This window comes from Streptomyces sp. NPDC111744, assembly GCF_055634995.1.
The window spans coordinates 32,907-53,324 of the sequence record NZ_JBVKCG010000022.1 but is presented as its reverse complement, the minus strand read 5'-3'; the positions used below and the strand labels follow the sequence as shown (position 1 = coordinate 53,324).

The window sequence follows — 20,418 nt, the reverse complement described above, 5'->3', positions numbered from 1 at the left end:
AGTCTGGTGTCATGACCGGTTCCATCGCGCAGGGCACCAGTCAGACCCACGGGAACACGCACATCCTCCACTTCCTGGTACGACTGCCCAGGCCGGCGGACCATGTCTGGCCGAGCCTCTCCACCCAGGAGGGCCTGGCCGCCTGGTTCACCCCGGTCGACGTCCTGCAACCGAGACTGGGCGGCACGGTCACCCTCGGTGACCTGGGCACCGGCAAGGTGACGGCCTGGGATGTCGACCGGGTCGCCGAGTACACGGTGGAGGGCGGCGGCAGAATCCGCTTCCACCTGGAGCGGGACGGGGAGGGCGGCACCGCCCTGCGCTTCACCCACGAGTTCAAGGGCGAGGTGGAGACGGAGCAGGCGTGGCGTGACAGGCTCGAACGCCTGATCGATACCCTGAACTGAGTGGCACCCGCACCCGCCTACGACGGCGGCAGGCACTCCGCCTTGGGCGGCTTTCCCTCCGGCCAGGCGATCGTCACGAACCGCGATCCACCCTCCGGCCGCAGCTCGACGATCGGCACCGCTTTGTCGTACGGATTGCCATGCACATCAAGGCAGATCCACCCACTCGCCCCGTCCACCCGCAGCGATCCCTTCACCTGAGGCCACTGCAACCCCACATCGGCGAGCGTCGGCACCGACCTGCCCTCCGGCACCGCCTCGCGGATCCCGTGCACCGCGAGCCGTGTCGCGTCGTAGGCGATGATCAGCTGCCCGTCCTCCAGGGCCACCGGCCCGATCGGCCCGACCGGTGACTTCTCCGCACTCTTCAGCAGCCGCGTCAGCGTCTCCGTGTCGGCCGCCGAACCCCCCGTCTTCGGGCTGCCCTTCAGCCACGCGTCCGGATGGGCGAGGGCGGTGTACCGGACCGACAGACTGTGCCGGAGCGCGTCCCGGTCCAGGTCCTTCTCGCCGGTGAAGTACGACCCCTCGTCCCCGGTCAGGACCGTGAACTTCCGGTCCTGGCAGCCCCGTCCGCCCAGCGCGTTGATGAACTGCCGCAGCTGTGTGTGCCGGCCGGCGAACAGGATCGTGTCGGTCGACCGTGAGGTGTCGCAGATCAGGTTGGTGATCTGCCGGAAGGTGTTCGCGGTCGTCCCCTCCTTGCTGCGGTCGGCCGGCGGTGTGAACGGCTGGGGCTCGTAGGGCGAGCCCTTGATCAGCGCGGCGAACGACGTCTGGAGGGTCCGTGTGTAGGGGTCGCCGGGCTTGTCGTAGACCAGCAGCGCCCGGCCGGCGCCGACCCTGGCGAAGGAGGCGAGCGCCCGGGCCTCGTCGGTGTTGGTCGGGGACACCCGTGCCAGACCGGGATAAGGGTCCTTGCCGCCCTGCCCGTTGGCGAGGTCGTCGGCGGTGATCGACGAGCCCACCACCGGGATCCCCAGCCGGGTCAGCTCCTTGACGGCCTTCTTGTTGTCGTCGGTGCTCTGCCCGATCCCGGCCACCGCCCGCAGCCGGGCCGTGCCGCCGGTCATGGCAGCAAGCCGGGTGACCGTCTCCTTCCAGTCCTGGCTGGTCGCGCCGGGGTTGGCCAGCACCAGCCGGATCGCCGGGGACTCACCGTTGGCGTCATGGTTGGCCTGGTACTGGGCCAGATAGGCGCCCTGGAGCTCGTGCTGGAGGTCGGCGAGGCTCGCCGCCGCCGTCGCGGTGTACGGCAGCATCACCGCCACCGTCACATAACTGCCGTCCTTCAGGCGGGCGTTCTCGCGGGCGATCGCCTGAACCGTGTCCCTCAGCTGCGGATGCCCGAAGTCGAACGCCGTCGTCGCCACGCCCACGCACTCGTCGCTGCCCTCGGGCCGGGCCACCCCCGGCGCGCAGGACCGGTCGTCGTGGACGGCCGCCCGCACCCCGACGACCAGGCCGGCGATCAGCACCGCCGTGACCAGCAGGGCGAGATAGCGGCGCAGTGGGATCTCCCACACGCCTTCGCGCAACCACGTGCCCACGCCCCGCCGCGCCATCACGCCACCCCGCTCCGCTCGTCGTCGCCCTCGTCGTCGTCCGGGTCGGCCGGGGGCCGCCCGGCCAGCGCGGCCGCGGGCCAGTCCCGGGAGGCCCGCCACAGCAGCGCGTTGCCGGCCGGCCGCAGGTTGGACAGCTGCTCCAGTTCGAAGCGGAGCCGGTCGCCGACCTTCGGGTCGGGCAGCACCAGCGGATCGGTCAGATGCCACACCGCGTGCAGCAACCGCCGTATCCGCAGGTGCAGTACGGGATCCACGCCGTCCGGCACCTGCTGTCCGGCGTCCGTGCGGCCCAGCGCCACCGCCGCCCGCCGGTCGCCGTGCCCGGTGGAGTCGCGGCCCTCCGGGTCATGGGCGTGGAAGTAGGGGGCCGAGGCGACGAACCGCAGGGTGTGCAGCCAGGCGCGGGTGTCCAGGACCGGGAAGGTGTCCCGGAGGTGGTCGACCGCCGACTCGGTGCGGCCCAGGGCCAGTTGGTGGTGGAGCCGGAACCGGTCCTGCCCGTTGGGGCGGTCCTGGGTGTAGTACGCGGCCAGCGTCTCGTGGGCGGTGCGCCAGCCGTCGTGGTCGGCGTCCCGCAGATGCAGGCGGAGCAGCAGCAGGGTCCGTACGAACGGGTCGCCGACGAACTGCCCGGGCACGACCGGCAGCCCCTCGCGGGCCAGCCGGCTCTGCAACGCCCGTACGTCCGCCGGGCCGAAGTCGTCCGGGAGCAGCGCGGCGGCCAGGGCGCACGCCGAGTCGTGGTCGTGGGCGGCGGCGAGGACGGTCAGTTCGTCGAGCCGGTCCTCGGGGACCAGCCGGTCGAGGAGTTCGCGGTAGACCGGGGCGGCCGGCCCGTCCTCCGTGCGGCGCACCTCGGCCGTGAGCAGCTCGCCCAGCGCGTCGGCCCGGTCCGGGTGCTGGGCCGCGGCCTCCGCGAGCACGGCGATGCCCAGCGGATTCCCTCCGGTCAACCGGTGCACGGCGTGCGGGAGTTGGGGTGCGGCCGGGGTGGCGACGAGGTGCAGGGTGTCGTCGGTGGAGAGCGGCGGTAACGCGACCAGCAGCGCCCGCGAGGACGGTACGGCCGCGTCCGGTGCCCACTCGGTGCGCCGGGCGACCTCGGCCAGCTCCCGTCGCACGCCGTTGCGCAGCAGCTCCCGGCCGTCGCCGCGCAGCCCGGCGACGAACGCCACCTGGTCGGCGGCCCCGTCGGCGCGGTCGCGCAGCACGGCGTCCAGCAGGCCGGGTCCCGGCCCGGTCTGCGCGTTGTCGACCAGCACCAGCGGGCGGCCCAGTCGCTGCATCCGGGGCAGCGCGCCCGCGTACGCCTCCGTCAGGTCGGCGAGCAGGGCCCGTACGAGATACCGTTCCGCGTGCTCCCGGGAGGTGCCGCCGGCCCGGAAGTGCCCGGACAGCAGGATCAGCCCGCGCTGTGCGTGCCCGCCCGCGTTGGGATACGTGCGGTACCAGACCGACGCCTTCTGGTGCCGGCGGCTGGCGAAGCCCTCGGCGATCGACTCCAGGGTGGCCTGGATGGCGCCGGAGACCAGCGGCCCGGTGCCGGTCGCGGCGGCGACGACCTTCGCGGTCACCTTCCCGGCCCACCGCCCCGCGAAGCCGCTGATCCAGGAGCCGTTCTCGTTCAGCAGCAGGATCCGCTCGACCTCGCGCCGGATCCGCTCCGAGTCGGCGTCGCCCCAGCCTCCGGCGGCCACCGCGACCAGCCCGGACATGAGACGCGGGAAGGTGATCCGCCCGGCGCCCGTCACCGGTTCCGCGAGCTGCTCGGCGACGACCAGCAGCACCTGTGCGACCGGTGACCAGGACTCGGCGGCCCGCTCCGCGGGCGGGGCCGAGAACTGCGCCTCCGCACAGTCGACGAGCGCGACCGGAGTGTGCCCCTGGTAGGCGTCCCGCAACTCCCCGAGCACCGCGCTCTTGCCGAGCCCCCGTGCCCCGGTCAGCACCACGAACGGCAGCTCGCCGGGGTGTTCGAGGGGATGGGCACGGTGCTGGTACGGGCGTAGCCCGACGATTCTCGGTATGAGCCCGGCCGGCTCGACGTCGAACAGCGCCCCACGCCCGTGCAACCGTCTGTGCAAGGCACCTCCCCCTTAACACCAGTGTAGAAAGGGGGAGTTGCTTCGTACCAGAGCCGGTGATGTCCGTCTGGTTACGAAACCGGCACCGGCAGTGACACCGAGGTGATCACATCGCGCAGCCGTTCGACGTAGAGCCGCAGGTTCTTGTGGGCGACGTCGGTGTCCGGGTAGCGGCTCGCGAACCACAGGCCCTCGTGCAGCCGTTGCACCCAGGCGCAGAGCTGGTCGCCGTACGACACCCGGATCAGGCCGTACGTCTTCAGCTCGGACCAGCGTTCGGAGCCGGGGACGCCCCGGGTGTCGACGTACGAGACGGTCGAGTACAGGTCGGGTGAGGTGGGCCGGAAGTCGGTGCCGAGCAGGTGCAGCACCCGGGCCAGCGGTATCCGGGCGAGCGGCCGGGCCGCCTGCAGTTCGGCACGTACCGCCCGCAGGGCGCCGGGAAGGTCGGCGGCCACCGGGACCTCGATGGGCGCCCCGCCGACGTACCAGCCGACCGACTCCGACCAGCGGGACCTCGCCCGGGTGTGGAACGGCACGACCGTGCGGTACACGGACTGCCCGCCGAGCTCGCCGACGATGAGGCTGGTGGCGGCGAGCAGCCCGACGAGGCTGCCGCCGTGGGGCCGGCAGTACGCCTCGAAGGCGGCGGCCGCGGCCGCGTCGACCAGCGGCTCGCACAGCATCTTCTGCTCGGGTAGTGCGCCGTTGGGCGGCAGGCCGAGGTCGGCGGGGAAGCGCGGCAGCGTGCCGTCGCAGCGCCGGATGAAGTCCCGCCAGCGGGCGACGACGTCATGGCCGTCGTCGATCCGGTCCGCGTCCGCCCGCTCGATCTCGCAGAAGTCGATGTAGCTGGCGGCGGGCCGGCCCACCGCTCCCGCACCGGCCGTGTACAGCTCCTGGATCTCGGCGGGCAGCGCCTGGAGCGAGTAGGCGTCGACGTTGCTGTGATCGAAGGCCAGGTAGACGCTGGTGGAGTCGGACCGCAGGACCGCCGCGTAGATGAGGTTCGGCCAGCGCAGGGCGTCGGCCGTGACGTCGAAGCGCTGCTGGAGATGGCGGACCAGGGCGTCCGCGTCGGTGAAGTCGCCGACCACCTCACGGCGCAGGGACACGGCGCCGGCGTCGAGGGTGAACCGGCGCAGTTCGTTCCCCGAGGGGCCCGCCCAGCGGAAGCCGCTGCGCAGTGTCTCGTGCCGTACGGTCCAGGCGCGCAGCGCCTCCTGGAGGGTGTCGAGGTCGGCCCGGCCCGGGAGGTCGAAGGCGGTACCGATCCAGGTCGGCACGAACAGCCCGTCCTCGCGGACGGATCGGGCGGTGCGGATGTGCGACTCCTGGATGTAGGCCGGGGGCCGGGAGTCCTCCGGCAGCGCCCGTGCCGTCTCGACGGCCGCCGGGCTGAGCGTCCACTCGACGAGCCGTCCGGGCCGGACCTCGCAGCGCTGGATGTCGGTGATGCGCACGCCGTCTCCGATCGCGGTAAGGGGTCCCGGGAGTTCCAGGGCACCTCAGGGGAAGGACCGGCGTCCGGCCGGGACACACCGTGTCCGCGCTTTTCAGCGGATCGGATGGCTCCTCAAACAGGGATGCGATCACTTTCCGGACGGTCACTCGACCGTGATGGAGTCCAGCTTCTCCCGCAGATAGACATGCGAGTCGACCGGCGGGTACGCCACCCGTCCGACCGGCGCCGGTACGGACTCGACGACCGTGCCCGGGGTGCACTCGCCGAAGTAGACCAGGGACATCAGCTCCTCGCCCGGCGCGTCCGTCGGCGGCGGCAGCACCCGGTGCCGCCCCGACCGCCACCGGTCGCCGGTCCAACGCGCCATCAGGTCACCGATGTTGATGGTGAAGGCGGCCGGGTCGTACGGCGCGTCCTCCCAGCCGCCCTCGTCGGTGTACACCTGGAGCCCGCCCCGGCCCGCCTGCCGGTCCAGGACGGTCACCGTCCCGAAGTCGGTGTGCGGCCCGATCCGGAACTGCCCCGGCTCGGGCTCGCCGACGACCTCGGTCCCCGGATACCAGTTGATGTTGAAGCCGTACGTCGGATGGTCCATGTGCCGGGAGAAGAAGTCCCGTTCGAGCCCGAGCGCGTACCCCAGCAGCTCCAGCAGCTCCTTCTCAAGATCGGCCATCCGCTCCAGGTACTCCTCGCAGACCGCCCGCAGCTCCGGCACCTCGGCCGGCCACACGTTGGGCGCGTACCACTCCGCGTTGGTCACCGGGTCCTCGAAGGGCTCGTGGGTCGCGAAGGTCAGCGACTCCTTGAGATCCGGCGGGGTCTCGGTGCCCTCCGAGTAGCCGTTGGCCTCCGCACCGGGCCCGAGCCAGCCGCGCCCGCCGACCTTCGCCGCGTAGGCCGCCTTCACCTCCGCCGGCAGCGCGAAGAAGGCCCGCGCGGCCTCCCGTACCCCGTCCCGCAGACGGTCCTCGACGCCATGCCCGGTGACGAGCAGGAAGCCGGCGGTCCGCAGGGCCGCGTCGACGGTCCGGGCGATCTCCCGCCGGGTGGCCTCGTCGCCGTCGAGCCAGGGCCGCAGATCGATGGTGGGGATACGGGGGCCGGGGCCGGTGCTGGTCGTGTCACTCATCGCCGATGTCCTCGTTCCACAGGGCCGGATGGTTCTTGATGAAGGCGCGCATCACGTCGACGCACTCCGGGTCGTCCAGCAGGACGATCTCCACGCCGTGCTCGGCGAGCCAGTCGTGTCCGCCGTGGAAGGTGGTCGCCTCGCCGATCACGACCCGGGAGATCCCGAACTGGCGGACCAGGCCCGAGCAGTACCAGCACGGCGACAGGGTCGTCACCATGGTGGTGCCCCGGTACGACCGCTGCCGTCCCGCCGCGCGGAAGGCGGCGGTCTCGGCGTGCAGGGAGGGGTCGCCGTCCTGCACCCGCCTGTTGTGCCCGCGTCCGAGCAGGGTGCCGTCGGCGCCGTAGAGCGCGGCGCCGATCGGGATGCCCCCCTCGGCGAGCCCGGCGCGGGCCTCGGCGACGGCGGTGGCGAGCCAGGTCCGTGCTTGCAGCTGATCCATGCCTTCACTCTCCTGTGGCCGAAACACGAGGGCAACGTGCGGAAAGTACCCTCCGGGCAACCCGCGGCCGGACGAAATGTCAGCGCCCGTGCTCGTCCCCTGGAGGTCCCCGTGCCCGCACTCTCCCTCCGCGAAGTCCTGGCCCTCGACCCGGTGCGGGCGGCCGGCCCCGAGCTGCTCGCCGGTGCGGACGCCCTGGACCGGCCGGTCCGTTGGGTGCACTCCAGCGAGGTCTACGAGGGCGCCAGCTTCCTCGACGGCGGCGAGCTGCTGCTCACCAACGGCTTCGGGCTGACCGACGCCGGTGACGAGGTCCGCCGCCGTTACGTCCGTGAGCTGGCCGCGCGCGGTGCCGCCGGGCTCGCGGTGGAGGTCGGCCGTTCGCTGCCGAGCATGCCGCCCGAGGTGACCGACGAGGCCCGCGCCCGTGGCCTGCCCCTGCTGGCCCTGCACCGCGTGGTGCCCTTCGTGCGGATCGCGGAGGCCGCCAACCGGGCGATCGTGGCCCGGGGTCTGGCCGGCCGGCGTACGGTCGTCCGGCCCTGGGGGCCCTGGGAGGAGGACCACGCGGCCGCGCTGCTCGCCGACCTCGCCGACGGGCAGGCCCTCAGCCAGCCCGAGGTGGAGGCACGGGCCGCGCTCGCCGGGTTCCACCCCGGCCCGGGCGCCCGCCTCATCGGCGTCTCGCTGCACGGAACCCGGGGAGTGGGCGCCGTGGACCGGGCGGTACGGGCGCTGGGCGGGGCCGGGGTGCTGCGGGCCGCGTTCCCGGGAGACGTCCTCGCCCTCCTCGCCCTACCGGCCTCGGTCCCGGGTGACCCCGTCCGGGCCGTGCAGCAGGCGTTCCGTACGGCCGCCGAGCCGGGTGCGACGGCCGCCGTGGGCCATGCGGCCGGGGCGGGCGGCGGCTGGCTGCACTGGAGCGAGACGCTGCGTGCGGCGCGTACGACCCTGGAGCTGGCGCTGACCGTGCCGCCCGCGGAACCGGCCCCGGCGGAAGGCCCGTTGGTGACCTCCGCCCGCGCCCTCGCCCTGGAACGCGAGCTGACCCGGGGTGGCATCGCCGCCAACCGTGAACGCCTCACCGCGCTCGTCCAGCACACCCTCGGCCCGCTGCTGGCCTGGGAGGCGGCCCACGCCAGCGACCTGGTCCGCACCCTGGAGACACACCTGCGGCACGGCTGCTCCCCGACCCGCACCGCCGCCCTCCTCCACATCGGACGCCAGTCCCTCTACCAGCGCCTGGAACGCATCGAGACCCTCCTCGGCCTGGAGATCGACGATCCCGACCTGCTGGGGGAGTTGCTGACGGCGGCCTGCGCACACCGGCTGGTGCGGGGGACCGGGGCGGCGGTCGGCGGGCTGCGCACGGTGGCGTGAGCGAACCGGGCGCTCACCCGTTGGTGGCCGTCCCGCGCGGCAGACGGGCGCTTCCGGGTGCGCGGACCGTGGACCGCACGGACGCTGGGAGGCGTGGCCGACGGGATCAGCGGTGAGGGCGATGATCGTATCTCCGTGGCGGAGGCCCATCGGCGGCTCGCCGGGGACCCGTTTCTGGTCCTCTCCGTCGAACTGCCGGATGAGACGGACCCGGCATAGGAGTCGACGGAGGAGCCGGTGGCTCGCCGGCTGGGGCTGGACGACGAGGACCTGGACTGGTTTCGGCAGACCGGACGAGTCCCCGCGGGCCGAATTCCTGGGGGACGTCGCCGGTTTCGTCGTGCCGGTGGTCGTCGACGACCGGATCGCCCATGTGCACGCCCTGGCCGGCGAGCGTTTCCTGGTGGCCGCCCACTGGACGAGTGCTGCACCGCACCCGCATCTGGCGACGGCTGCGGGAGGAGGACTAGGAGGCCTGCGGGCGCCGCCGCAGGGCCGCGTACAGCAGGGCACTCACCGCGAAGCCGACCAGCGGGGTGATGTCGCCGAAGGCGGGGTGGTGCTTCGGCACCCAGCCCACGAAGTCCTCCTGGTTGGAGAAGAGCGGGACGGAGACCACGACGCCGATCAACAGAGCGGCGAGACCAGGCCAGTTGGTGAAGGAGCGGTCGGTCAGCCGACCGGCCAGTTCCGCGTCGGTAGCCGTGCGCGACTGCATCCACCGCTCGACCAGGACCACACCCAGCCAGGGCGCCACCCAGTACGCGATGACCAGCAGGAACGCCTCGTACGCCGCCCCCGCGTCGTCCAGCGAGGCCCAGGCCGCCGCCGTACCGGCGATGCCCGAGACCACGACCAGCGCGCTGCGGCTCAGCCACGGGGGGAGCCTGAGACCGAAGGAGGCGATGGAGATCGCCCCGGAGTACACGTTGAGGGCGTTCGCCGAGACCCCGCCGAGCATGATGGCGAGCAGCACCAGGTCGCCGAGCCAGCCGGGCAGGTGGCCGGTGAAGGCCGCCGTCGGGGTGGCGTCCTTGGGCGCGACGATCGTCGCCGAGGCCGCGCCGATGACCGCGACGATCGAGACCGACACGAACAGGCCCAGCGCCGGATAGACGATCGTCTTGACCTTGCTGGCCGTGCGCGGGAGGTAGCGCGAGTAGTCCGTGGCGTACGGGTTCCAGCCGGCCGCGTACCCCCAGGCCGCGCTGAACGCGAGCAGGAAGCCGCCGACGCCGCCGCCCGAGCCGCCCCCGCCGAGGTCCGCGTCCTTGAAGGTCCACACCCCGGCCAGCAGGAAGATCACCGCGAGGGCCGGGAACGCGTACTTCTCGAAGGTGTGCACGAAGTTGTGGCCGATGAACCCGATCAGGATCTCCGCGACCACGACCAGGAGGAGGGAGGGGAGGGGTCGCAGGCCGGTCAGCGTGTTCAGGGCGAAGGCAGCGCTCACGCTGTTCACCGCGAACCAGCCGACGCCGGCGAGCAGGCCGTTGGCGGCGGAGGGCAGGATGTTGCCGAGGTAGCCGAAGGAGAAGCGGCCGACCACCATCTGCGGGACGCCGAACCGCGGCCCGTCCAGCGACAGCACGCCCTGCGTGACCGCGCCGATCGCGGTGCCCAGCAGGATCGCGGCGGTCGCCGTCCAGAAGTCCAGGCCGAAGAAGAGGACCGCGATCACGCCGATGTAGACGGTCGCGAACTCGATGTTGGGGGACGCCCAGGTCCACAGGAGCTGGAGCGGGTTGCCGTGGCGTTCGGCGTCCGGGATAGGTTCCGAGCCCGCCGCCTCCACGGCGATGACACGGTCGCCGTACTCGGGCGCGATACTGGTGGTGGAACCGGCGGGAGCAGTCGTCATACGAGGTAAGTGTCGGGATCGCACCCGGTCCGGCCCAGGGGCGCATTGTCCGTTCCGGACGGCTCACCGGCGTACACCCTGCACGCACGCGGGAGCTTCCGTAGGCCTGTCGTCCTCCGGAAGCTCCGCGCGCAGCGCTCCGGCCGGGTCAGCCGTGGGTGCAGGTGTTGGCGGCGGCCGGGTTGAGCAGGGCCAGAAGGTTGACGCTGTTGCCGCACACGTTGATCGGGATGTTGATCGGCACCTGGACGACGTTGCCCGAGAGTACGCCCGGGCTGCCGACCGCGGAACCGCTGGCGTTGGCGCCGTTGTCGGCGTAGGCGGCGGTGGTGCCCAGGGCGAGCGTGGCGGCGATGGCGCTGGTGACGGCGAGAGCGCGGATGCGCATGAAAGCCTCCTGGTAGGGGGGTGAGAACGCGTCCATCACAACCGCACTCCACCGGGACCGCATGCGCTGCTGGGCCGATCGGCGCAATCCAAGGTGAACCCGCGCGATCCACCGTGGACCGGGGCTACGCGGCGAGACGCTCCGCCAGGGTCTTGCCCTTGGTCGCCGCCTCCTGCAGGGCACGCTCGCGGGAGGCCTCGTAGAGCGGCACGAGCTCGGACATCGCCGGGTTCTGCGGGGCCATGGTCAGCTCCGGCACGATGAAGTCGACTTCGAGGCCGAGGCCGTCGCCGAGAACCGCGGCCAGGTAGTTCTGGACGTACTCGAACGGCTCCCGCGGAGTGCCCGGCGCGTACGAGCCGCCGCGGCTGGCGACGACGGTGACCGGCGTGCCCTTGGCGGACGGAGCCTCACCCATCGTGCGGCCGAACAGGACCACGTTGTCCAGCCACGCCTTGAGCGTGGACGGGATCGTGAAGTTGTACATCGGCGCGCCGATGAGCAGTGCGTCCGCCTGCTCCAGTTCCTCGATCAGCTTCACCCGGGCCGCGAAGGCGGCCGCCTGCTCGGGCGTGTGCGTGGCGGGATCGGCGAATCCGGCGCTGTGGGCGGCCGCGTTGATGTGCGGTACCGGGTCGGCCGCGAGGTCGCGGTAGATCACCGTGCCGCCGGGGTGCTGCTCCTGCCAGGCCGTGCGGAAGGCGTCCGTGACGGCACGGGAGGCGGAGGCCTCGCCCGGGAGGAGCGACGAGTCGATGTGGAGAAGGGTGGCCATGGGTGTCTCCAGACAGCGGGATAGCGAGCCCGGCGCGAGGCGCGAGGGGCTAAGAATTCGTACTCAGCTATTGATAACATAGGTACTTACTTTTTTTCACCTTCCTCTCGTGGTGGGCCTGTACCCTGATCCCATGGCGGTGGAGCAGGCCCATGACCCGGAACAGTGCAAAGGCGTGGACGCCGGCATCACGCGCGTCTTCCAAGTGCTCGGAAAGCGCTGGAACGGCCCGATCCTCTCCGTCCTGATGGGCCAGCCCACCCACTTCGCGAGCCTCCGCCGCGCCATCCCCGGCATCAGCGAACGCATGCTCTCCGACCGCCTCGCCGAACTCGGCGCCGCGGGACTCGTCGTACGCGAGGTCGACGAAGGGCCCCCGCTGCGCGTCTCCTACCGCCTCACCGCGGCGGGCGCCGCCCTTGGGCCCTGCCTCAGGGAACTCGGCGAGTGGGCGAAGGATCACCTGCCGGACGCCCCGTCCTGCTAGCGGGCGGCCTGCGGCTCCAGTACCGCGTAGTCCGTGAAGCTGCGCCGGTATCGCAGATGCTGTGTCTTCTGGGTGTGCCGGCGCTGCCACTCCTCCACGGCCTCCGGCGACCCGCACGGCCCGGACGCCGCCCCGCAGTCCGACTCCTCCCCGGACACGCAGTACGCCTCGTACTCCGGCTCGACGGTGTCGTCCTGGGCGATCAGGTACGGCACGAAACGGAAGACGCGGCGGGGACGAGCTCCCCAGTGGTCCCGGCGGAGGTGCCTGCGAAGCAGGACGGCGGCGTCGGTGGCGGTGCTGGCGTCCGACCGCGCCGCGGCGTCCTCCCGCTGCGCGGCGAACTCCGCGCAGGCGGCACAGCCGGGCACCGGTTCCGGAGCCGGGGTGTCCATGACCGGGTAAGTGAACGCGCTGGAACGGTGGTTGGCGGCCCGCAACTCCGCGCTGAGCCGTTCCTCCGCCGTCGCCGGACGGATCGACTCCGGCCGCGCCTCCCACTCCCGGCCGCCGCCGAGCGGCCGTAGCGAGGCGTACGGCCCTGCCTTGCCCTGGTACTCGCCGACCTTGTTCAAACGGGTGTCGTAAACGACCGTTCCCGCTTCGATCCCGTTTTCGGTGTGTTCAGTCATGTGCGCTCCGACGCCACTTCGTAACTCTGGGTGTATCGAGCGTCGTGGACGGGCACCGTCGGTATCAATGCCCGAGGTGTGCCACCGGGCGCTGTCACGGAGGGGGCCAGAGTTGTGACCACCAACGCCGAGTTCTTCGGAGAGCTGCTGCGGCACTTCCGGGAGGCCGCGTTCCTCACCCAGGAGGCGCTGGCCAAACAGATCCCCTGCGACCGGTCGTTGGTGGCGCGGGTGGAGGCGGGGACGCGCGTGCCGCAGGACTCGTTCGTGAAGAAGTGCGACGAAGTGCTCGGTACGGGTGGGGTGTTGATGCGGTTGTGGGGGCGGGTGGACTGGTATCCGCAGGTGGAGCATCCGGATTGGTTCGGGCGGTGGGTGGAGATGGAGGCAAAGGCCGTCGCGATGTACCAGTACCAGACCATGGTCGTGCCTGGGTTGCTGCAGACACCGGACTACGCGCGGGCTCTGCTCTCTCGGCGAGCCTCCGGTGAACTGCTCGAAAACCGGGTCAGGGCCCGGCTGGGCCGACAGCCGCGCTACCTCGCCGAAGGCGGACCCATGTTCGTAGCTGTGTTGGACGAGAGCTGTCTGCGTCATGCGGTGGGCAGTCCCGCCGTCATGCGGGATCAGTGCGCGCACCTGCTGAGCTTGGGACAACTCCCCAACATCCGCATCCAGATGGCCCCGGCCGGTCGCTTCGACCTTGTGCGCCCCAACCGCCCGGTGTCGCTGGTAACCATGCCGGACGCCGAACGCTGGATCTACACGGAGTCGTTGAGTCATGGCTACTTCAACAACGACCCGGAGGTCTATGCCGCGATGAGCCGAATTTATGATGTGCTCAGGGCGGACACCCTGTCGACTCGTGAATCCGCCGCTCTGATCGGCAAGTTGATGAAGGAGTACGGCGACCATGACCCATCACCAGCTGAGTGCGGCGACCTGGATCAAGAGCAGCTACAGCGACGACGACGCCGGGCAGTGCCTCGAATTCGCCCCCGAGTTCACCTCCGTCGTCCCCGTCCGTGACAGCAAGAACCCCGACGGCCCGGTCCTGCTCGTCGCGCGGAGCGCCTGGGCCGCGTTCGTGGGTGGCGTCCGGCGCTGACCGACTTCCGCATACGGCTGGAGCGATGAAGCTGACAGCGGAAGTCCCGACCGCATTACCTGTCATGTCTCCGTCGATTCATGCGTGCCCGTCAAGGTCCTGACACAAAGCCACTCACTGGAGGACACGTGACCGGTCAGTCGAACCGCCGGGTTTCCGTTGGACTGCGTACGGCACTGATGGGCACGCTCGCCGTCTGCCTGGCGTTCCCCATCCTCGGCGTTGGCGGCGGCAAGGCAGCCGCCGGCACCACCGGAACGGAAACGCTTCCGCTCTCGGGCGCCACCACGTCCGGCCTGCACAACACCTACGACCCCGCCGCGTTCACCTACCTCGCGCAGGCGCTCGACACGGGCACCTCGATGATCGAACTCGACGTCTGGGACGACTTCTTCACCCAGGAGTGGAAGGTCAGCCACGACAGCCCGACGAGCAACAGCAACAACTGCGTCAACGCGTCCACCCCCGCCGATCTCTACACCGGCGGCGCCAACAAGGACCTGGAAAGCTGCCTGGACGACGTACGGGTCTGGCTCGGCGCGCACCCGGGGCATGCCCCGCTGATCATCAAGCTGGAGATGAAGGCCGGCTTCCAGGCCGGCCTCGGGATGAGCCCGGCCAAGCTCGACCAGTCGATCAGCAGCCACCTCGGCAACCTGGTCTTCAAGCCGAACGACCTGCTCAACAAGGCCGGCGGCGGCCAGTACGCCACCCTGGACGACGCGGCCGCCGCCAACAACTGGCCGACCCGGCAGGCGCTCGCCGGCAAAGTGATCTTCGAGATCATTCCGGGCACTGTCGAGGAGAACAACCCGACCGACACCCTGTGGACGGACAAGGAGTACGCGGGCTACCTGCGTGACCTGCACACCCAGGGCAAGACCGCACAGGCGAACATCTTCCCCTCGGTCCACAACGCCCAGGCCGGCGACCCGCGCACCCGTTACTCCGACACCTCGCTGCGCCCCTGGTTCGTGGCGTTCGACGGCGACGCGGCCACGTACCTCGGCGGCTCCATCGACACGAGCTGGTACGACACCCACCACTACCTGCTGATCATGACCGACGCCCAGAACGTGCCGCCCACCCTGGACGCCACCAATCCCTCGGACGCGGACGCCCGGGCCCGGATCACCCAACTGGCCAAGGCGCACGCCACGGTCGCGTCCAACGACTGGCGTGGCCTGTCCGACGTCCAGTCGATGGTCGTACCCCGCGGCTGACCTGACAGCGGTCACGCGGTTTGACCAGGCGCCCCCACGGCTCCCGCCGGCCGTGGGGGCGCCGCCGTCCCCGTCTCCCCGAGGGTCCCGTCAGTCAACTCCTGTCCCTCGCGTAATGGTTGACGCCTAAGAAATTCACAGCTGAAGCACAGGCTTTACCAATGCCCGGTAGTGCCTTGGGGGCGCGGGTCACTATTTTCGGCCAGGCCACCACTGACGAGGTGACAGCTCACAGCCAAGGACGCGCGCCACTCACAGCCCACCGGCACCGTGACCCGTGCTGTCCGAAAGCGATCAATTGTCATGCTCTTGACACACGAGCATGGATCCCCATGGAGGGCAGTCTCTTGCGATCGCAGAACAACGACCACGCGAGACCCGACCGGCTCCGACGGCTCACCCGCCGCGGGGCCACCGCCCTGCTGTCGGCCGCGGCCCTGATCACCGGCGGCATGCTGGCCGCCGCACCCCAGGCGGCCGCCGCACCGACGGCATCCCCCGCGCCGAGCGGCTCCGTCGCCAACCCCTACAGCCCCGCGCACCAGCACGCCTATCGGCACGGCGTGGTGCCGACCCTCCAGCAGCACGCAAAGATGAAGGCCTGGGCTGCCGCCCACCCGGCCGCGACCGCGGCGACCGGGCCCCAGACGCTGTCCTACGGCGGCGGCATCGACGGCATCGGTGTCCAGAGCGGCCACTCGAAGGTCTACCTGGTGTTCTACGGCACGCAGTGGGGCACACAGAGCACCAACGGCAGCGGAGACCTGACCTTCTCCGGCGACTCGGCGGGCGCCGCCCCCGTCGCCCAGGAGATGTTCAAGGACATCGGCACCGGCAACGAGCGGTGGTCCGCCGACCTGACCCAGTGGTGCGACGGCCCCAACGTCGCGTCGGGCGCCACCAGCTGCCCCGCCAACGCCAACTTCATCCCGTACCAGAGCGGCGGCGTGCTCGCCGGCGCGTGGTACGACAACTCGGCCGCGTCACCGAGTGCCGCCACCGGGCACCAGCTCGGCGTCGAGGCCGTGAAGGCGGCCAGCCACTTCGGCAACACCACGGCCGCCGCCAACCGTGACGCGTACTACGTCATCCTGTCGCCCCACGGCACCAACCCGGACGGCTACCAGGGCCAGTACTGCGCCTGGCACGACTGGAACGGTGACACCACGCTGACCGGCGGCGCGGTCTCCTCGACCGTCGGCGACATCGCCTTCAGCAACCAGCCGTACAACATCGACTCGGGCTCGGGCTGCGGCGTCGGGTTCGTCAACTCCCCCGGCACCCTCGACGGCTGGACCATGACGCTCGGCCACGAGTGGCAGGAGACGATGTCGGACCAGAACCCGGCCGGGGGCTGGACCAACCACACCGGCAGCTCGTACAACGGTCAGGAGAACTCCGACGAGTGTGCCTGGATCGCACCGGGCAGCACGGGCGGAGCGGCGAACGTCACGATGGGCACCGGCACCTTCGCCGAGCAGGCCAGCTGGTCCAACGACACCAACTCGTGCGCCATCACCCACGCGATCGTCGGCGGTACCACCGGGAACACGGTCACCGTGAACAACCCCGGGAACCAGAGCAGCACCGTGGGCACCGCCGTGTCCCTGCAGATATCGGGCTCCGACTCCGCCTCCGGCCAGACCCTCACCTACACCGCGACCGGACTTCCGGCCGGGCTCAGCATCTCCTCCAGCGGTCTGATCAGCGGCACCCCGACCACCGCCGGCACCTCCTCCGTCACGGTCACGGCCAAGGACAGCACGGGAGCCTCCGGCAGCACCTCGTTCACCTGGACCGTCAGCACCAGCGGCGGCGGTGGCTGCGCCGCCCCCGGCCAGAAGCTCGGCAACCCGGGCTTCGAGACGGGCACCGCTTCTCCCTGGACAGCCGGCAGCGGCGTGGTCGACAACTCCACCAGTGAGCCCGCCCACTCCGGCAGCTGGAAGGCGTGGCTGGACGGCTACGGCAGCACCCACACCGACACCCTGTCCCAGTCGGTGACCATCCCCGCCGGGTGCAGCGCCACCTTCTCCTTCTACCTGCACATCGACACCGCCGAGACCACCACGACCTCGGCCTACGACAAGCTGACCGTCCAGGTCGGCAGCACCACCCTGGCCACCTACTCCAACCTCAACGCGGCCAGCGGCTACGCGCTCAAGTCCTTCAACCTCTCCAGCTACGCCGGTCAGACGGTCACGCTGAAGTTCACCGGTACCGAGGACTCCAGCCTGCAGACCAGCTTCGTGGTCGACGACACCGCCCTCAACGCGTCCTGACCCACCAGGCCCCCTGGGCACAGCACGACGCGTTCCGCCCCGGCAGGGAACCCCGGCCGGGGCGGAACCGTCCCATCGACGCAAACCGCCTGGAAGGGGTCTCGTTCATGGCGTCCCCGCGCACCCACTTCGCACTCCGCTTCGCCGCCTGCCTGGCTCTCGCCGCCCTCTCGGCCTGCGGCTCCGACGCCGCGCGGTCCGCCGCGCCGGCCACGCAGGCGCCAACACCCCTCCAGCTGGACGAGCGCGCCAACCACACCACCGTCTCGGCCAAGGTGGGCACCTCGCTGGTGGTCACACTGCACAACACCTACTGGTCCGGCCTCACCAGCGGAACGCCGGATGTCCTGACCGCCGTCGGCACCTCGCGGGTCGCACCCGCCCACACCTGTGTCCCGGGCGCCGGCTGCGGCACTGTCGAACTCACCCTGCGCGCCGCACGGGCCGGCTCGGCAGACATCACAGCCCACCGCACCAGTTGCGGCGAGGCCCGCCGCTGCACCGGCGATGAGGGCCGATACACCGTGACGGTGAAGGTCCGTGGATAGGCGGCGCCGCTCCGCCCGCCTCCCGCTGTAACCGAGCCGGTTCACTCCGGCGGCAGCATGGTCGGCAGGGCGGTCAGGGAGAGGGATCATGCCCCTGTCCCTGGCCGCCCTGGTGTGGGTGGGTGGACTTCTTCAGTTGTCCGTCAGTTGCAGAAGTTCAGGATGGGGAGGAGGCCATTGCCGCACTGCATGTCGTCCCCCTCCCCGCCGCCGTGGCCGTGGGCTGGGGTGACCTTTGCGGCGGCGTGCGTGGCAGGCGTCGCGGCCACGGCGGATGTGGCGGTTGCCATACCCGCCGCACAAGCGATGCCCACGGCGGCACTCACCGCGAACGCTCGCGGAATCCTGGAAACAGCCTTCTTGAGGCGAGGTGAAGTGTTCATGGACTCACCATGCACAGCCCCGCAACCCGTTGCTCGCCGAGCGCATCCGAGCGGGTGAGTCACCGTCAGAGGGACGTGCTTCCGGGCGGCGGCGCCGGGCCCGACCCCGTACCGCCGACACCCTGCTGGTGACCGCCGCGCTGGGCCGACGGTGGTGTCCTCAAGGGCAGACCGTGGGGCAAGTTGCCGTATGTGGGCGGGAATTGGTCATCCCGATTTCTTTCCGGTCCTATGCTGACCGCGTCTTCGGGCGTTCAGCGGGAGGGAATCGTGGCAGCACTGGAGCCGGGCGATCCGCGCTCCGTCGGGGAGTACCAGCTGCTCAGGCGCCTCGGCGCGGGCGGTATGGGCCGGGTCTTCCTCGGCCGCTCCCCGGGCGGCCGCGCCGTTGCCGTGAAAGTGGTCCACGCGGAACTGGTCGCGGGGCAACCCGAGTTCAGGTCCCGTTTCCGCCGTGAGGTGGAGGCCGCACGCAAGGTCAGCGGTGCCTTCACCGCGCCCGTCGTGGACGCCGACCCGGACGCCCCGCTGCCGTGGCTGGTCACCAGCTATATCGCCGGGCCCTCCCTCCAGGACGCGGTCATGGAGCAGGGGCCGCTGCCCGCCGCCACCGTGCTCGGGCTCGCCGCCGGACTCGCCGAGGCGCTCACCTCCATCCACGCGGCCCAACTGGTGCACCGGGACCTGAAACCGTCGAACGTCCTGCTCGCCGAGGACGGGCCCCGCGTCATCGACTTCGGTATCGCCCGCAGCGTCGAGTCGGCGACGATCACCCGCGCCGGGCTGATGGTCGGCTCCCCGGGCTTCATGTCCCCGGAGCAGGTCGCCGGCGGTGAGGTGACCGGCGCCAGCGACGTGTTCGCGCTCGGTGCGGTCCTCACGTACGCCGCCACCGGCGGCAACCCCTTCGGCGACGGGCCCACCCCCGCCCTGCTCTACCGCGTCGTCCACGACGAACCCGACATCACCGCCGTCACCGACCCGGCTCTGGAGGCGACAAGACGGGCCCTCAGCAGTCCGACGGTCGCGTCTCCGTCCCCTCGCCCTTCGGTGCCTGGCCGCTGGACGAGACCACCGGCGCGGTCGCCGCCGACGACACCGGCCGCAACGACGGCACCGCCACCGCAGTCGGCTGGGGCCGGGGCAAGGACGGGGCAGCCCTGTTCGACGGCGGCACCAGCCAGATCCTTACCCGGGGCCCGGTGCTCCGCACCGGCAAGGGCCGCAGCTTCAGCGTCTCGGTGTGGGTGTGCCTGAGCGGGACACCGTCCTTCTACGCCACCGCCGTCAGCCAGGACGCCGACGCCGTCAGCGGTTTCTACCTCCAGTACTCGGCCCCCGAGAACCGCTGGGCCTTCGCCCGGCCCGGCCTGCGCGCCCTGTCGTACACCGTCCCGAAGCCGGGCGTCTGGACCCACCTGGTCGGCGTCTACGAGGGCCCCCGCAACCAGCTCCTCCTGTACGTCGACGGCACCCAGGAGGCCGGCATCAACGACAGCAACCCCGTCGCCGCCCACGGCCCCCTGGTGATCGGCCGCGCCACCGACAACGGCGCCCCCACCGACTGGTTCCCCGGCTCGATCAAGCAGGTGCAGGTGTTCCAGAGGGCCTTGACCGGGAAACAGGTCAAGGCCCTGCTGTAGAAGACACCGAAGACCCACGACGGCCGTCCCCGGCATCTGTGTTGTCTCCGACGACACCGAGGCCAAGCACACCTTCCTCGCCCTGTGCGCCGGCACCCCTCACGGCTACGTCGACGCCGGCGGCTTCGACCAGGCCCGCAGAGTAAAACGGATGGCCCTGACCGGACCGCGCGTGCGGAGGACACCCGCGGCATGGGGCGCGGGTCGAGCGGCCTGCCACCGGGCCCGGTCCGGTCAGTCGGCCCGGGGGTCGTCCGGCTTCAGGGACTTCAGGAACTCCGGGTTGTCGTCCGGTGCGACCCACCGCTCGCGCGGCTGCCGTGCTCTGCCCGCGACCAGCCAGGCCACCGGGCCGACCAGCACCTCGCCGAAGAGCAGGATGACGAACACCCAGGCCAGCTTGGGCAGGGCGCGGACCTCGTCCTCGGGGGTGTTCAGGCAGTCCACGAAGGCGTAGATCCACAACGCGAGGACCAGCAGAAAAGGCAGATACCTGAGCATGGCGGCCAGGGTAGCGGGTGGGCGACGTCCGGTGACGGGGCCGCGGGCATGATGGGTCGCCTCGACTCGGAGGGGGGCAGCGGTGGTGCGTCACAGGGGGCGGTGACCG

Annotated in this window: 21 protein-coding genes and 1 pseudogene; 11 read left to right on the top strand and 11 right to left on the bottom strand. The window is 71.2% G+C overall.

Annotated elements, in window-relative coordinates:
* Positions 1-11: 11 nt before the first annotated feature.
* Positions 12-407, top strand: coding sequence for an SRPBCC domain-containing protein (locus tag ACZ7OO_RS34875; RefSeq protein WP_471511106.1), 396 nt, complete (start codon positions 12-14; stop codon positions 405-407).
* Between the two features lie 17 nt (positions 408-424).
* Here ACZ7OO_RS34875 and ACZ7OO_RS34870 read toward each other — a convergent pair whose 3' ends face one another.
* From ACZ7OO_RS34870 to ACZ7OO_RS34850, 5 genes are all read right to left on the bottom strand, one after another.
* On the bottom strand, positions 425-1,972 hold the full coding sequence (locus ACZ7OO_RS34870; protein WP_471511104.1) for a type 1 periplasmic-binding domain-containing protein: 1,548 nt from the start codon (positions 1,970-1,972) through the stop codon (positions 425-427).
* The gene (locus ACZ7OO_RS34865; RefSeq protein WP_471511102.1) at positions 1,972-4,059 is read right to left on the bottom strand and encodes a hypothetical protein; all 2,088 of its coding nucleotides are present in this window, start codon (positions 4,057-4,059) and stop codon (positions 1,972-1,974) included. The genes ACZ7OO_RS34870 and ACZ7OO_RS34865 overlap by 1 nt, the downstream gene beginning before the upstream one ends.
* Before the next feature lie 71 nt (positions 4,060-4,130).
* Positions 4,131-5,522 (bottom strand): condensation domain-containing protein, encoded by a 1,392-nt coding sequence (locus tag ACZ7OO_RS34860; protein ID WP_471511100.1) that lies wholly within the window; start codon positions 5,520-5,522, stop codon positions 4,131-4,133.
* Positions 5,523-5,666: 144 nt separating this feature from the next.
* A complete protein-coding gene (locus tag ACZ7OO_RS34855) occupies positions 5,667-6,653 on the bottom strand; it encodes an isopenicillin N synthase family dioxygenase (RefSeq protein ID WP_471511099.1) in 987 nt (328 codons plus the stop codon).
* On the bottom strand, positions 6,646-7,098 hold the full coding sequence (locus ACZ7OO_RS34850) for a nucleoside deaminase (protein ID WP_352224991.1): 453 nt from the start codon (positions 7,096-7,098) through the stop codon (positions 6,646-6,648). The genes ACZ7OO_RS34855 and ACZ7OO_RS34850 overlap by 8 nt, the downstream gene beginning before the upstream one ends.
* A 111-nt stretch (positions 7,099-7,209) precedes the next feature.
* Between ACZ7OO_RS34850 and ACZ7OO_RS34845 the strand changes: the two genes are divergently transcribed.
* Both ACZ7OO_RS34845 and ACZ7OO_RS34840 read left to right on the top strand, forming a co-directional pair.
* Positions 7,210-8,478 carry a PucR family transcriptional regulator gene (locus tag ACZ7OO_RS34845; RefSeq protein ID WP_471511097.1) on the top strand — a complete coding sequence of 423 codons (1,269 nt, stop codon included), beginning with the start codon at positions 7,210-7,212 and terminating at the stop codon, positions 8,476-8,478.
* Positions 8,479-8,571: 93 nt separating this feature from the next.
* Positions 8,572-8,697: a hypothetical protein gene (locus ACZ7OO_RS34840; protein ID WP_471511095.1), complete on the top strand. Its 126-nt coding sequence runs from the start codon at positions 8,572-8,574 to the stop codon at positions 8,695-8,697.
* Between the two features lie 247 nt (positions 8,698-8,944).
* Here ACZ7OO_RS34840 and ACZ7OO_RS34835 read toward each other — a convergent pair whose 3' ends face one another.
* The 3 genes from ACZ7OO_RS34835 to ACZ7OO_RS34825 form a co-directional block, all read right to left on the bottom strand.
* Entirely contained in the window at positions 8,945-10,339 is a 1,395-nt protein-coding gene (locus ACZ7OO_RS34835; RefSeq protein WP_471511093.1) for a purine-cytosine permease family protein, read from the bottom strand.
* Positions 10,340-10,487: 148 nt separating this feature from the next.
* Positions 10,488-10,727: a chaplin gene (locus ACZ7OO_RS34830; protein ID WP_471511091.1), complete on the bottom strand. Its 240-nt coding sequence runs from the start codon at positions 10,725-10,727 to the stop codon at positions 10,488-10,490.
* Positions 10,728-10,851: 124 nt separating this feature from the next.
* Entirely contained in the window at positions 10,852-11,502 is a 651-nt protein-coding gene (locus tag ACZ7OO_RS34825; protein WP_471511089.1) for an FMN-dependent NADH-azoreductase, read from the bottom strand.
* 133 nt (positions 11,503-11,635) lie between these two features.
* On the opposite strand from ACZ7OO_RS34825, the gene ACZ7OO_RS34820 reads away from it, so the two are divergent.
* On the top strand, positions 11,636-11,989 hold the full coding sequence (locus ACZ7OO_RS34820; protein ID WP_471511087.1) for a winged helix-turn-helix transcriptional regulator: 354 nt from the start codon (positions 11,636-11,638) through the stop codon (positions 11,987-11,989).
* On the opposite strand, the gene ACZ7OO_RS34815 is transcribed toward ACZ7OO_RS34820, so the two are convergent.
* Positions 11,986-12,621 (bottom strand): DUF7848 domain-containing protein, encoded by a 636-nt coding sequence (locus ACZ7OO_RS34815; protein ID WP_471511085.1) that lies wholly within the window; start codon positions 12,619-12,621, stop codon positions 11,986-11,988. The two genes, ACZ7OO_RS34820 and ACZ7OO_RS34815, sit on opposite strands and share 4 nt — an antisense overlap.
* A gap of 114 nt (positions 12,622-12,735) precedes the next feature.
* Between ACZ7OO_RS34815 and ACZ7OO_RS34810 the strand changes: the two genes are divergently transcribed.
* The 5 genes and pseudogenes from ACZ7OO_RS34810 to ACZ7OO_RS34790 all read left to right on the top strand — a co-directional run bounded on the left by ACZ7OO_RS34810 (position 12,736) and on the right by ACZ7OO_RS34790 (position 17,782).
* Positions 12,736-13,650: a helix-turn-helix domain-containing protein gene (locus ACZ7OO_RS34810; protein ID WP_471511083.1), complete on the top strand. Its 915-nt coding sequence runs from the start codon at positions 12,736-12,738 to the stop codon at positions 13,648-13,650.
* Positions 13,619-13,729 (top strand): annotated as a pseudogene (locus ACZ7OO_RS34805) (DUF397 domain-containing protein); the annotation flags it as partial. The gene ACZ7OO_RS34810 and the pseudogene ACZ7OO_RS34805, both read left to right, overlap by 32 nt.
* 128 nt (positions 13,730-13,857) lie before the next feature.
* The gene (locus ACZ7OO_RS34800) at positions 13,858-14,952 is read left to right on the top strand and encodes a phosphatidylinositol-specific phospholipase C domain-containing protein (protein ID WP_471511082.1); all 1,095 of its coding nucleotides are present in this window, start codon (positions 13,858-13,860) and stop codon (positions 14,950-14,952) included.
* Between the two features lie 347 nt (positions 14,953-15,299).
* Entirely contained in the window at positions 15,300-17,234 is a 1,935-nt protein-coding gene (locus tag ACZ7OO_RS34795) for a putative Ig domain-containing protein (protein ID WP_471511080.1), read from the top strand.
* A gap of 107 nt (positions 17,235-17,341) precedes the next feature.
* A complete protein-coding gene (locus tag ACZ7OO_RS34790; RefSeq protein WP_471511079.1) occupies positions 17,342-17,782 on the top strand; it encodes a hypothetical protein in 441 nt (146 codons plus the stop codon).
* A gap of 143 nt (positions 17,783-17,925) precedes the next feature.
* Here the strand turns inward: ACZ7OO_RS34790 and ACZ7OO_RS34785 are convergent, their stop codons facing one another.
* Complete coding sequence (locus ACZ7OO_RS34785) at positions 17,926-18,165, bottom strand: hypothetical protein (protein WP_471511078.1); 240 nt, start codon at positions 18,163-18,165, stop codon at positions 17,926-17,928.
* Between the two features lie 270 nt (positions 18,166-18,435).
* Here ACZ7OO_RS34785 and ACZ7OO_RS34780 point away from each other — a divergent pair, with 270 nt between their 5' ends.
* Positions 18,436-19,422 carry a serine/threonine-protein kinase gene (locus tag ACZ7OO_RS34780; protein ID WP_471511076.1) on the top strand — a complete coding sequence of 329 codons (987 nt, stop codon included), beginning with the start codon at positions 18,436-18,438 and terminating at the stop codon, positions 19,420-19,422.
* A complete protein-coding gene (locus ACZ7OO_RS34775; RefSeq protein ID WP_471511074.1) occupies positions 19,368-19,808 on the top strand; it encodes a LamG domain-containing protein in 441 nt (146 codons plus the stop codon). Before ACZ7OO_RS34780 ends, ACZ7OO_RS34775 begins: the two co-directional genes overlap by 55 nt.
* A 234-nt stretch (positions 19,809-20,042) precedes the next feature.
* Here the strand turns inward: ACZ7OO_RS34775 and ACZ7OO_RS34770 are convergent, their stop codons facing one another.
* The gene (locus ACZ7OO_RS34770) at positions 20,043-20,309 is read right to left on the bottom strand and encodes a PLD nuclease N-terminal domain-containing protein (RefSeq protein WP_471511072.1); all 267 of its coding nucleotides are present in this window, start codon (positions 20,307-20,309) and stop codon (positions 20,043-20,045) included.
* Between the last annotated feature and the right edge of the window lie 109 nt (positions 20,310-20,418).